Raw genomic sequence first — 13,958 nt, forward strand, 5'->3', positions numbered from 1 at the left:
CCGGCGCGGATTACGGGTCAATCCCAGATCAGCAGGCGCACCGGCGTCGGGTTGTAGGCGTTGCACGGATTATTCAGTTGCGGGCAGTTGGAAATCAGCGCGATGACGTCCATCTCGGCCCGCATTTCCACGTATTTACCCGGCGCGGAAATGCCGTCGGCAAAGGTCAATTGACCGTCTGCCGTGACCGGCACGTTCATGAAAAAATTGATATTGCTGGCGATGTCGCGCTTGGCCAGCCCGCAGTCGGCGTGGCCGATGGCCAACAAAAAGCTGTCGCGGCAACTGTGCATGTGCTTCTTATCCAGGGCATAGCGCACGCTGTTGCTCTCGGCGGCACAAGCGCCGCCCAAGGTATCGTGGCGACCACAGGTGTCGGCCACGATGGTCAGCAGCACGTTACCCTCGCCGGACATCAGCTTGGTGCCGGCACTCAGGTACAAATTACCTTGGTGGCGTATCGTGTCGGTGGCGCTGTAGCGTTCTTCATGGTCGGCGGCGCTGTAAAACAAGGTGTCGACGGCTTGGTTGCCTTCCAGATCCAAGATGCGGAAGGTCTGGCCTTGTTTGATGGTATATAGCCAGGGTTCGCCGGCCGGCAAGGTGTAATCGTAAAGTGCGGTGCTCGGGTCGAGCGTGCTTTCGACGATGGGCATAGGTTGGTTCTCGTAAAATCGGTGATTACAGGAAATAGCGTTCGGTATTGGTAAAGCCGCGGCTGTTTTCCGGGCGGAAATTGCGACATTTATCGTCCTGGTCCGGCAAATCGCCACGGTAAGCCTCGAGCTTTACCGATTTGGGCTGGTAATGCGGATTCGGGTCCAGTGGATGCGGGCAGGTGCTGAGCAGCACCAGCGTGTTCAGTTCAAAGCGCAGCTCTACTTGGTTGCCGGGGGCGGAATGTCCAACTTGATATTGCAGATTGCCATCGTCGTCGGCCGCGATCTTGCTGAAGAAGTTGACGTTGGCGACCAGGTCGCGCTTGCCCAAGCCCCACTTTTCCAATTCGATCAATAAGCTGTCGCGGCCGTTGCGATACATGGCATTGCGATGGCTTTGGTAACTGGCCGTGCCGTATTTGGCCAGCACGTGTGCGGCGTCGGATACACCGCACACCGTGTCGTGCCAGCCCAGCGTATCGGCGGTAATCGAGCACAACACCCGGCCCATGTCCGAATAGCAGACAAAGCCTTCGCTCAGATGAAAGGTATGTTGGGCCTTCAGCGTGTCGGCCATGTTGTAGCGCTCAGTGCGTTCGTCGTCATTGATAAACAAGGCCGCCAGATTGGCGCCGCCTTCGCAATCGGTCAGGCGCAAGCGGTTGCCGCGCCGCATCCGGAACGAGGTATGGGCGCCGGCCGGCAGATTTTCGCTCCACAGCAGGTCTTCGTTATTTATAGAGGCTAAGCTCATCGTGGTCTCCTGAATCGGTTATAGCGCCGGGCTCTGCCCCAGACGCTCGAGTAGTTCGTAATTGGTTTGCATGCCGGAAGTCTCGCGAATACCGGCCAATATCTGTTTTTTCAAGGCAATGAAGTCCGGATTCTGTTTCATGTCCTGGTCGCGGTGGTCCGGCAACGGTACCGTGTGCACTGCGGCGATGCGTCCCGGCCGGGGGGCCATCAACACCACCCGGTGTGCCAGATATATCGCTTCTTCCACGTCGTGGGTGACGAACAGCACCGTGGTTTTTTCCAGGATGGATACATGCAAAATCAGATCGTGCATCACTTCGCGGGTCTGGGCGTCCAATGCGCCGAACGGCTCGTCCATCAACAAGATGCGCGGCCGAGCCATCAAGGCCCTGGCGATGGCCACCCGCTGCTGCATGCCGCCGGACAGTTGATTCGGATAGGCGTCGGCGACGTGGCTCAGACCCATCAAGCGGATCAAGGCGTCGGCCCGGCCTTCGGCTGATTCAACATCGCCCAGCGTCGATACGTCCCGATGCACTTTTAATTGCCGACAGAACTTGATGTTGTCGGTCACGCTCAACCACGGATACAGGCTGTAATGCTGGAATACCATGGCCCGGTCAATGCCGGGGCCGGCGATAGGCAAACCGTCGACGTTGACGCTACCGCCGCTGGCTGGCTCCAGGCCGCCAACGATGCGCAGCAAGGTCGATTTGCCGCAGCCGGACGCACCGACCAGCGTGACGAACTCGCCGGGCGCAATGTCGAGATCGGCATCCTGCAAGGCGACGATGTCCGCGCCGTTGGCGGCAAAGCGTTTTTGCAAGTCGCGGATTTGAATGATGGGAGTCGTCATCGGCGCTATCTCCGGTACAGCCAAGGGAAGCTGCGGCGATGCGCCCAGCGGAAGCATTGGTCGGTAGCCAGGCCGAATAACCCAATCAGAATGATGCCGGCGAAGATTTTGTCGGTCTGTAAAAAGCGTTGCGCTTTGAGCACGGCAAAGCCCAAGCCGGAATTGGCCGCGACCAGTTCGGCTACCACTAGATAGGTCCAGGCCCAGCCCATTGTTACCCGCAAGGTATCCAGAATCGCCGGTTTGGCCGACGGCATGATCACCCGCATCACGATTTCGTCGCGGTCGGCGCCCATGGTCTGCGCCGCTTCGATTTGCTCCATCGGCACCCGCCGCACGTCCTCGGCGATCATCAACAGCATTTGAAAAAAGGTGCCGATGAAAATAATCGCGATCTTGGCGCCCTCATCTATGCCGACCCACAGCATCACCAACGGGATGAAGGCTGCCGCCGGCATATAGCGGATGAAGTCGGTCAACGGTTCAAACAGGGCCTTGACCGGCGCATAAGTGCCGACCAGTACGCCCAAGGGCAAGGCCAGCACTGCCGACAATAGAAACCCGGCCACGACCCGGTAAACGCTGATGGCGATGTCGCCGAGCAAATCGCCGTCGCGCAGCCATTCCCAGGCACTGTCCAACACAAAAGGCGGCGTCGGCAGGAACACCGGGTCTATCGCGCCGCCGGCGGAAGCCCACCACCAACCGAGCAGCACCGACAGTAAACCGCTCATTGCAATCAGCCAATGCGCGCGCCGTTCCAAACTGCCGCGTATCGCCCACAATGGTCGGCGCGGATTTAAATTGCCAGTCATAGTTGCCACCCTGCGTTAGTGAGCGGCGAGCGCTTCGGCCACCAATGAGGCATCGACGCCGACCGCCAAATCCGGCACGCTGTCGATCAAACGGTTATCTTTCAAGAAGGCGGCGATGGTTGGGCCGACGGCTGCCAACGAGTTCGTTTCGCCGGCAGGTCCCAAGGCTTTCAAGTTGTCTTCCAATGTGAAGAAGCGGGTGCCGGGCAGAAACACTTTGTAGGCGTCAGGTTTCATGCCGACCACTTTGGCCATAACGGTAACGGCTTGGTCGGGCTGCTCGCGGATAAAGCGTTGCGTATCCTGCCAAGCCTTGATCATGCCGACCAGTTCGGCACGGTGGGTTTCGATGGCTTTAACCCTTGCTACCAATAAGTCCGGGATCAAGCCGGGCATGTCTTTGGAAGTGAACAAGGCAGAACCTTTGCCGCTGCTTTGGATATTGTTGACCCAAGGATTCCAGACCACGGTCGCGTCGACCCGACCGCTCAGAAACGCCGCCGCCGCATCGCCGGCCGACAGGTTTACGGTTTTAATATCGTTGAATGTTAGGCCGTTCTTGCTCAGCGCCGTGGCAAGCACGAAGTGGGATATCGAATATTGCTCGAGGGCGATGGTTTTGCCTTTCAGGTCGGCGAAGCTTTTGATGCCCGGATTGACCATCAAGGCGTCGTTGCCGTCGGAATTGTCGTTGACCAAAATGGCTTTGATCGGCACGTTCTTGCTGAGCGGCGCCATCGTGTCGGACCAGGTCTGGCAGTTGGCATCGAGTTGGCCGGCCGATAGGGCCGAGATCGAGTCGGTGTAATTGGCAAACCAAACCAGTTTGACTTTGGCACCGTATTTTTTGAAATAGCCGTTCTTCTCGGCGACATACCAGGCCACCCAGCCAGGCCAATCGCTGACGCCGACCTTTACCTCGGCGAAAGCCGGTTTAGATAAGCAAAACAACGCCGCAGCGAGAACAAGCGCAATTAATCGGGACAGGCAGTGGGAGAAAGTAGATGTCATGAGTAGCTCCGGTCGGGTTGAAAAAGCTACACGTAGAGGCGGACCGGTTTGTTAAACCGTCTGACCTCCCGGGCTTTTATCCCGCCGTGTAGCTCCCCGAAAGAAGCCGGCAACTCTCGGTCGCTGACGTTCGAAATCGAACCGGAACCCTAGTCACCATTTTGATAAGGCGCTTTTATGATCGCACCTCACGTGTTGCAAAACTATTCAGCAAGCAATATGCCATATTTAACTCTGCATACAAATCAATAATATACATAATCACACCGATTGCAAAATCCAACCTTTTGCGTTTTAGTGGTGCAATCACAGACAAAATTAGATCTAAATTGGTGCACAAGATTCTGATCAAAGTAGCTTATTTGGATCTTGGCTGGTTTGCGAAATGCCCTCTTTTAAACAAAAACCTTGACCTTTAAAGCTGCCATATTTCCCTTTGCCCGATGACACAAAATGACCGATTGCAAGCCGTTACAATTACCTGTTTTTTTCAGAGGCATAGTAACGCGCGATGCCTTCCCGAACGTCATTCCGTAATTCATCGTCGTCCCAAGGCTTGTTGTGGAATTTGTATATTTCGCCTTTGTTAACAGCCTCGGTAATAGTGTTTAGGTCGGCATAGCCGGAAATAATCATTCGTACCGTTCGCGGGTGCATGATTTTAACGCGCGACAAAAACTCCGTACCGGTCATATCGGGCATGCGTTGATCGCAAATAATCACCATGACAGGATGATTGGCCAATAACTCTAGTGCTTCTCCACCACTGCCGGCCGTCAAAATTTCATAATCATCCCGCCACAAGCAGCGCTTCAGCGCCGACATGATATAGGGTTCGTCATCCACGATAAGCACCTGCGGTTTTTGCTCATCCGAGGGGAATCGCAGTAGTGTTCCAGCCTGCAATAACTGCCGAATCTCAGCGCTGGGCAAGGGTCGGCTGAAATAATAGCCCTGTAGCTGATCACAGCGCAGCCTTCTCAGGTAAGTGGTTTGCCCCTGGGTTTCCACCCCTTCCGCGATGACGGCCAGGCCCATGCTGTGCGCCATCGCGATGGTGGCTTGCACAATCACCGCATCGTTGGCATCGGTGATGACATGGTCGATAAAGCTTTTATCTATCTTGAGCTTGTCCACCGAGAATTGTTTGAGGTAGGAAAGCGAAGAATAGCCGGTGCCGAAATCGTCAATCGACAGATGGATACTGAGATCCTTCAGCTGTTTCAGCAGCGTAAGGGTCTCGGCTACATTTGTCATCAACAAGCTTTCGGTAAGTTCCAATTCAATATAATGGGCCGGCAAATCGGTGTCAGCGAATAACTGCTTTAGCAAATCGACCAAGCCACCCGCCTGCATTTGTATGGCGGAGACATTGACAGCAACGGTAAACCCCTCAGGGATTAGGCCGGCATCGCGCCATTCCTTGGTTTGCGATACGGCCCGCTTGATAATCCAATCTCCCAAGGGCACGATCAAGCCGGACTCTTCCGCCAAGGGGATAAATTTATTCGGCGGCAAAAATCCTTCACGCGGGTGATTCCAGCGCACCAAGGCTTCCAGGCCAATGACTTTTCCGCTGGTAAGATCGACCTGAGGCTGGTAGTGAAGCTCAAATTGTTCGCGCTCGACCGCGTGGCGCATATCGTTGGTCAGCGCGATTCTGCACAGTAACAGCTCATTCATGTCCTGTTTGAAGAAACGAAAGCCAGACGCTTTATCGGCTTTGGCGTGATTTAAAGCTATCCCGGCGCGCTGCACCAATTCGCTGGCCGATTTAGCGTCAGAGGGATAAAAACTGATACCGATCTTGGCTTCCAGATGGATTTCATGCTGGGCTAAAACCACTGCTTCCGTGACCGCCGCTCTCACCGTTTCAGCGAGTTGTTCGGCTGCCGAGGGGCCGTTGATGTCCGAACAGGCAATATTGAAATTATCCTTGGCCATGCGGGTGACAAGGCCTTCGCTACCTGCGGCCTTAACCAAACGATTGGCAATGATTTTCAAGGTTTGGTCGCCAATTTCGTAACCGTAGGTATCATCGATCATGTGGAAATTTTCAATATCCAAACGCAATACCGCAATATCGTGATGCTGATGCTCGGCTTGCGCGATGGCTGACGACAACAGGTCTTCGAAGAAAAATTGATTCGGCAAACCGGTGACCGGGTCGTACCGCGATAATTGTACGATGCGGTCCTGCATCTGCCGGGTTTCCGTCAAATCGTTGATGATGGCCACAAATAACGGAGGTTGATCGTCGATTAATTCCAGATGAACTTCAACCGGATACTCGCTACCGTCTTTACGTCGATGGATGGTTGAAAAATCGCAGCGACTCTTGCTGCCCGCACGCAGCGGCGCGCACAACAGTTCAAACGCTTCCAAGGTTAACTCGGGTGTTATGTCCAACGGCGTCATCCCTTCGAGCTCTTGGCTTGAATAACCAAGATTGTCCCGCCCGCCCTGGTTAACATCAATAAACCGCAGGGTCCGGCTATCGAAAATATGAATTTCATTGGTGGAGCGGGCCAACACCTGGCTGAAACGGGCGGCCTTTTTCTCGACACGCTGGCGTTGGACGATGCGCCAGAGGGCATTGGCTATCAGTTGAACCGTTTCGACATCCAGCCCGGTATACTCGCTCGATTTGTTCCCTACACCGGTTAACATCAGCACTTTGCCATTCTCGATTACCGGCACGGTAATCAGGCGACGCAGTTCGGGTTGCGTTTCAGAAAAACCTTGTTCAGGGAGATGAACCGGGTAATCATTGAAAACGGCCGGTTCGCGGCTTCTGACAGACTCGGCCAAGATACCGGCCTGAGCCAGAGGAATGCACTTCTCTGGGACTCTGTGGCCCTTTGATTCCGGAGTGCCATGGGATTGAGCCACCAGCTCCATACTGTCTTCGTCAACATTGATGAAGTACACAAAAGCCAGCTGGCTAGAGGTCAGATCCTCCGCCAGAACCATACCCCGCTGCATGAATTCCATTTCATTCAAGTCTTCCGATGCCTTTGGCAGTTCCAACAAAGCTTGCGCACGCCGGGCCTGTAAAATCAGCTTTTGTTCGTTCTCTATACGCTGAGTGACATCAACACCAACACCATCCCAAACCACGCTGCCATCGGCTTTCTGTTTTGGGCTGGACTGAAAAGCAATCCAGCGCTGGCGGCCGCCGGGCGGATTGAACAACACGCTGCCTTTGTAGACTTTTAATTCCCTTAAGCATTCGGCTTCCGCTTCCCGGTATTGCTGAAGCGACTCGGGCGCCATTTGCGCAAAGAACGGATTGATGTCGTCGATCAGTTGCGCGGGTTTCAGCCCGTGCAATTTCTCCACCCCGGCGCTAATGTATTGCAGAGCAGCCCGCCCGTCCTGCCAGATTTGGTAACGATACACATAACCATCGGGCAGATTATCGCCCATCACCCGCAATTGATGCTCCCGCTCCCGCAAAGCCTGCTCGGCTTCGACGCGTGCGGTGATGTTATTCAACAAGCCATCGAAGGAATCCACTTCGCCCTGTTCGTTACGGCTTAGTCGGGTAAATTCATCGATCCAGAGCCAATGGCCGTCACCGTGCAATAGGCGGTATTCCTGATGATATTCGTCCGGGCCATGGGCAATATGTTCAGCGACTTCGGCTTCGATCCGAAACCGGTCTTCGGGCGGGAGCAAATCCAGATACTTCACTTTGCCCAAGCGCAAATCCTCCGGACGATAACCCCAATCCGAGATATTGGCACTGACGTAACTCACCGGCCAATCCTCGGTGTTGCGCCAGGTAATCGCGACCACCGGAGACCGGCAGACGATAGAGTCCAAGTGTTGCAACTCGGCGGTGTGCAGCTCAATCAACTGCTCGAAATGATGATTCAGGCGGCTAAGTTCCAAATGCGTGCGTATCCGCGCCCGCACTTCGTCGATATCAAAAGGCTTGGTAATGTAATCGGCGGCACCAATCGAGAAGCCGCGCACTTTGTCCACCGTTTTATCAACCACGCTGACGAATAACACCGGTATCCGGTTACCTACGGCTGTTGCCTTGATGCGCCGACACACTTCATACCCGTCCATTTCCGGCATCAGGATGTCAAGCAGCACCACATCGGGCGGATGGGGGCCCAGCACTATTTCGACGGCTTTGCGGCCGTTGTTGGCTACCAGGATGCGGTATTCCTCCTTTAGGGCCTCGGCCAACTCGTGGATATTCTCCGGCATATCGTCAACCAACAGCAGTGCCGGTCGCTCTGCCCTGATCAACATCTGTTCGTTTAAGGACATGAGCGGCTTGCGGCGATATTGGCGCAATTCCAGTTGCGTCAGTATCCGTTGTTTCAGCAGGTCGGGATTAATCGGTTTGGTGATGTAATCGGCAGCGCCCAATTTAAGACCGGCGGCCTCGTCGGCGGTTTCCGACAAGGCCGTGACGAAGATCACCGGAATATCGGCCGTCATCGGATCGGTCTTCAGCCGCCGCAACACTTCGTAACCGTCCATGCCCGGCATTTTGATGTCCAGCAATACTAGATCCGGGCCTGGGGCGCGTGTCGCCAGTTCCAGCGCTTTTTCGCCATTGGTCGCGGCAAGAATGGCGTAGTCTTCGCGTAGAATGCTCAATAAAGCATGCAGGTTTTCATTGACGTCATCGACGATCAAAATACTCGGTTTGCTGTTATTCGTCTGGGACATGTTAGTTTCGCTGATCTAGTGATGGTCCAGCCAACAGGCGTTGTTGCACCGCAACCAACAGGGCTATGGCTTGATCTATGTTAAACGCATCGACCTCGGCGGCAATCTTGGCGAAATCGGCTTCGAATTCACTAGCGGCCGTACCCTGGCGTAAATCGCCGATCAACGCTTCGGCTGCGCCTAAATCAGTTTCCAAAACAGCCATTAGCCGGGTAATTTTAGCGTTCACGGCATCGGCGGACAGCCGTTTTGTCGGCAATGCGGCCGGCGCCGGCGGTGCGGCAAGACTATCGATGTCGGTCATCACCTGTTGCAGTAAATTGCGCAGCTGCTCCATGTTTTCTGCGGCCGGCCTTTGCTGCTGTTTAAGCTCGGCATCAATGCCGGCGACGCACTCGTAAAACGCGTTGGCACCGATATTGCCGGCCACGCCTTTCAAGGAATGACAATAATTTTCAGCGGCCGTGAGATTGTCGGTCTGCAATATACGCTGTAATTCGTCAACTGCGTTGGCATAATGTTCGCGAAAACGCCTGAGTTGTTTACGGTAAGCGGTTTCCTTTCCGCCGATGCGGCGAATACCCTCGCTGACTTGCAAACTTTGCAAGCCTAATAACTCTGGCGAACAAACCACCCGTGCCGGCGCGTCATCGACCAGATAAGTCTCGGCCAGAGCAACGGTGGAAACGGCAGGCAGCCATTTTGCCAAACAGGAAAACAAGCTTTGCGGTTCAACCGGTTTGGTAATGTGGTCGTTCATGCCGGCCGCCCGGCTTTCCTCGGCATCGCGAGCCATTGCCAACGCGGTCATGGCGATAATCGGCAAGCTGGCGAAGCGCTCTCCCCCCGCTTGCCCGGCCAAAGCGCGAATCCGCCGCGTTGCCTCCAGACCGTCCATCACCGGCATCTGGATGTCCATCAATATGCAATCGTACTGGTACCGCTGCACCATCGCCAATGCTTCTTCCCCATTCACCGCCTCATCCGCCTCGATATTCATACTGCGCAGCAATTCGACAGCAAATTCGCGATTGATGGCGTTATCTTCCACCAATAAGACGTGGCGGCCAAGCAAATTCGGCGGCGCCTGAGCGGCGGCATACTGCGATTCCTGCCTTTCGAGGACGTCGCCCCGCCCCAATGCCGACAGCATACTATCCAACAGCGACGACGGCGAAACCGGCTTGATCAGAAAACCGTCTACTCCGGCTTGGTGAGCCAGCAATATCACGTCTTCGCGGCCGTATGCCGTGATCATGATCACCTTAGGTTGCAGCACAATTGCCGCATCGGCATGAATTCGCCTAGTGGCTTCGTCGCCATTCATGCCGGGCATCCGCCAGTCCATCAACACCAGATCGAAAGGATGGTCGGCGGCGGTTTCCAGCAAACGAATCGCGCTGGCGCCATCGCCGGCCAAACTGACATCCAATTGAAAGAAACGTAACATTTCCGCGAGAATTTCTCGGGAAATTTCGTTGTCGTCCACTACCAAGACGCGGATGCCTTTCAGTAAAGACCCGGTCTGATCCAACAACTCCCGGCGGCGCGCCTCGGCCTGTTGGGCAATTTGCAGTTGCACCGTGCAACAAATAGTCGTGCCTTGTCCGGGTTGTGAATCTTCCAGCCAGATCCTGCCGCCCATCAGTTCCACCAGGTGTTTGCTGATTGCCAATCCCAATCCGGTGCCGCCGAACTTCCGAGTAGTGGACTGATCGGCCTGGGTAAACTTCTGAAATATCCGCCCTTGCAGCTCCCGATCCATACCGATGCCGGTATCGCGAACCGAAATCTGTAAGATGATCGCGTCAGCCTTTTTGCTGAGCATCCGTAACGCCAATTCCACTTCCCCGCGTTCGGTGAATTTGATGGCATTGCCGCACAGATTGAACAGCACCTGTTTTAAGCGCAGTGGATCGCCTCGCAGGGTGGTGGGGATATTCACATCGTAGCGAATTAAAAACTCCACGCCTTTTTGCTCAGCCTGTAATCCGATAGCGTCTGTGAGTTGTTCCAGCACTCTATCCAGAGCAAATTCGGTGGACTCAACCTCCAGCTTACCGGCTTCGATTTTGGAAAAATCCAGAATGTCGTTGATGATACCCAACAGCGAATGCGCGGCGCTCTGCGCCTTCGTCAAATGGTTATGCAAGGTTGAGGGTAAATCCTGCTTCAGCGCCAAATACAACATGCCCAAAATCGCATTCATCGGTGTGCGGATTTCGTGGCTCATATTGGCCAGGAATTGACTCTTCGCCAGCGTAGCGGCTTCCGCAGCCTGCCGGGCTTGTTCCAGCTCTACGGTGCGCGCCGCCACTAGCTCTTCCAGATGGTGGCGATAAGAATCCAGTTCGAGCTCTACCCGTTTTTTCTCGGTAATATCCTCCTTGATGGCCAGATAGTGAGTGACGGCACCGTCCGCTTGCCGTACCGGCGTAATCTGTGCCCATTCTATGTATTCGCTGCCGTCCTTGCGGCGGTTAATCAATTCGCCGGACCAGCTTTTACCCTGGGTCAGGGTATTCCACATTTCGTCGTAAGTGGCTTGACCGGTGTGTCCGGATTGCAGGATGCGCGGATTTTGGCGGATGGCTTCCTCGCGACTGTAGCCGGTGACCGTAGTAAAATGCTGATTAACGTACTCGATTTCCGCTTGCAGATCGGTGATGACGATGCTGTTGGGGCTTTGCTCCACCGCAAGCCACAGTTTGCGTAGTTCCGCTTCCGCCTGCTTCAGTTCGGTAATATCGGTAATCACTGCCACTCGACAGTTACGCTCGGAAAAATGGATGTCGTGCGAACGCACGATGATGTCGATCACCCGGCCGTCTTTGAGGATATGCTGCCACTCGCCGATATAGGCAAATCCGCGCAGTCCGGCAGCCAAGTTAGTAATGGCTTGTTTCTGTTGTTCCGGGAACAGATCGGTGAGTTTTAGCGCGGTGATTTCCGCTTGGCTGTAGCCATATAACTGGTTAAAGGCGTCGTTCACGGCAACCATGGCCAGCGTGCCGCGCTCGTAGATCAACATCGGTGCCGGATTGTGGTCGAAGAGATGGCGGAACTGTTGTTCAATCTGCTTGCGTTCGGTAATGTCGGACCAGATCAGGGACAAATAATTGCGGCCTCTGATTTCAATCACTTTTATGCTGACATGGACATTCAGCAAAGTGCCGTTCTTGTGGCGGCGTAAGGTATCGAATTGCGCACCGCCGGCTTGCATGAAATCGTCTGCTATCTGGCGCACCTGGGCTGCGTCGAATTCCCCCTGTATATCAGGCAGGCGCAAGCAGGCGAATTCCTCGCGGCTATAACCCAAGTGTTGGCAGGCGGCATCGTTGAATTCGATGAATTCGAAAGTTTCAGCATCGATCAGGGTAATCGCGTCGGTGGCCTGCGAGACGATAGCACTGAAAATCCGCTCGCGATTTCTGGCTTTTTCCTCGATGATCCGGCGTTTTATAAAACTACTCACCCGTTCCGCCACGGCATCGAGCAAGAGTCGTTCTTCGCCCAAAAACTGATCGTCCAGTCCGGGCTGCGATTGCGGATGAGCGACCGAAATGCTGCCGGAGGCTACACCGTCGATTTGAATGGGCGCGGTCAGCAAGCCGGTAGGATGTTTGAAATTACCGCTGAAATAGCTTTGGCCTTCCCATTCCATGCGGAAGGCAGTTGCTTCCGGACAAAGCCAGCCGGCAGGCAATAGGTCAACAACAAGCTGTAGCACCTCCGGCAACGGCTTTTCTAAATCCTCGGTGGCGCGAAAAACCGCGTGCAGACATTTTTGTTCCTGGATGCGCTCGTTTAAGGCGATCTGCGTTGCATGCAGTTGGGTAATGTCTCGGGCCATACCCAGCACGCCGATCAATTTGCCGTCGCTGGAATTAACCGGGGTTTTAATGGTTTCGTAGAGTACTTTATGCTTGCCGTCGTCATGGGTTACCCAGTCCTGATTGCGAATAGGTTCGCCGGCAGCGATGGCTCTAAAATCCTGTTCGCGGTAGGTATCGGCTTGTTCACGGCTAACAAAATCGTAATCGGTCTTGCCGACGATAACATGTTCGGGTTTGCCGAAAAGGGGTTCGAAACTCGGGTTACACAGCAGGTAAACGCCGTTGGGATCTTTCAGCCATATTTTATCGGGCATGGCCTTTAACAGGGTGCGTAGCAAATCTTCTTTGTCGGCCAAGGTTTCCAAGGCCCTTTGCCGCTCGGAAAAATAGCAGGCTAATGCCATGCCCACTACCGATAGCACCACCATGAAAAACCAGTAGTTGATTTCGTGATTATCTCCCAAGCTGGGATCGGCCAAGCCGGAGCGTCGCCAAACCAAGCCGAACATGGCCTGTGTCGCGGTAACGACCAAGATCAGCGTGGTAGCGCGGCTGCCAAGACGAACCGCCGCCCAACTGACGAATAGAAATATCCAGTAACTTTTCGCGTAAGCACCGAGGCTGTCGTGAAACCAATCGAGAAAAACCAACTGACCCACCAAAAAGTTCAGGGCAATGATCAGTAATGCTTCGCTGAATTGTTTAACACCTTGCACCTTACAGGAACTGTTAGCCCAGACCAGAATCAGCGGCGTAACCAATATCACGCCCAGCGTATCGCCCATCCACCAATGTAGCAGCGAGGAAAGAACTGCCTCCTCGCCGATAAATCCGGCGGCAAACAAGGTCAACGTGCCTATCGCCGCCGTCAGCGAACATGCCACAACCCCGCCGAGACTAATCAGCACCAGGTAATCGCGCAGAGTTTTCAAAGATTGGTCGAAGCCACGGATGCGCTGGAGCAACCAAGCGCCTGACCAGGCTCCGAAAGTGCTACCGATCGATATGCTTGTCGCGCTCAATAACGCTTTGCCTTGCCAGACATTAAGCGCCAACGCTCCGATGAATATTGCCCAGACATAGTGGCGGCCGCCCAGCAAAATAGCCGCCAATGCCAGCCCGCTGGCAATAAAAAACACACTGGCACTGCCATTAGGCGCGAAATACAACAAAGCCAATCTGGCCGTTAAGATATAAAGCCCGGCAGCAGCTATCCATCTCAGCCATGCAGGCGCGATTGCTTCACGCATAAACCCTCCTCTAGCTGAGAGTATAGCGACTGCCCGGGGGATTTCTAATTTAAATAATCCGGCTGATTATTAGCCGGGTT

7 protein-coding genes and 1 riboswitch are annotated in these 13,958 nt (G+C 54.5%); all 7 genes read right to left on the minus strand.

The genetic code is table 11. From position 1 onward, the window contains the following. Positions 1–17: 17 nt before the first annotated feature. Positions 18–656: an urea amidolyase associated protein UAAP2 gene (locus ACR64Q_RS11120; RefSeq protein ID WP_020481361.1), complete on the minus strand. Its 639-nt coding sequence runs from the start codon at positions 654–656 to the stop codon at positions 18–20. A gap of 25 nt (positions 657–681) precedes the next feature. Next, positions 682–1,413, minus strand: a complete 732-nt coding sequence (locus ACR64Q_RS11125; protein ID WP_313734743.1) for an urea amidolyase associated protein UAAP1 — start codon at positions 1,411–1,413, stop codon at positions 682–684. Between the two features lie 18 nt (positions 1,414–1,431). After that, entirely contained in the window at positions 1,432–2,271 is an 840-nt protein-coding gene (locus ACR64Q_RS11130) for an ABC transporter ATP-binding protein (protein WP_026600918.1), read from the minus strand. A gap of 5 nt (positions 2,272–2,276) precedes the next feature. Continuing rightward, the gene (locus ACR64Q_RS11135; protein ID WP_313734745.1) at positions 2,277–3,086 is read right to left on the minus strand and encodes an ABC transporter permease; all 810 of its coding nucleotides are present in this window, start codon (positions 3,084–3,086) and stop codon (positions 2,277–2,279) included. 15 nt (positions 3,087–3,101) lie between these two features. Continuing rightward, positions 3,102–4,097 (minus strand): ABC transporter substrate-binding protein, encoded by a 996-nt coding sequence (locus ACR64Q_RS11140; RefSeq protein ID WP_313734747.1) that lies wholly within the window; start codon positions 4,095–4,097, stop codon positions 3,102–3,104. A 63-nt stretch (positions 4,098–4,160) separates the two neighbouring features. Next, a riboswitch (guanidine-I (ykkC/yxkD leader) is annotated at positions 4,161–4,261 on the minus strand. Positions 4,262–4,574: 313 nt separating this feature from the next. Further along, entirely contained in the window at positions 4,575–8,792 is a 4,218-nt protein-coding gene (locus ACR64Q_RS11145) for a response regulator (protein WP_313734749.1), read from the minus strand. 1 nt (position 8,793) lies between these two features. Continuing rightward, the gene (locus ACR64Q_RS11150; protein WP_313734751.1) at positions 8,794–13,878 is read right to left on the minus strand and encodes a PAS domain S-box protein; all 5,085 of its coding nucleotides are present in this window, start codon (positions 13,876–13,878) and stop codon (positions 8,794–8,796) included. Between the last annotated feature and the right edge of the window lie 80 nt (positions 13,879–13,958).

It is taken from the genome of Methylomonas sp. 2F7 (genome assembly GCF_057126975.1).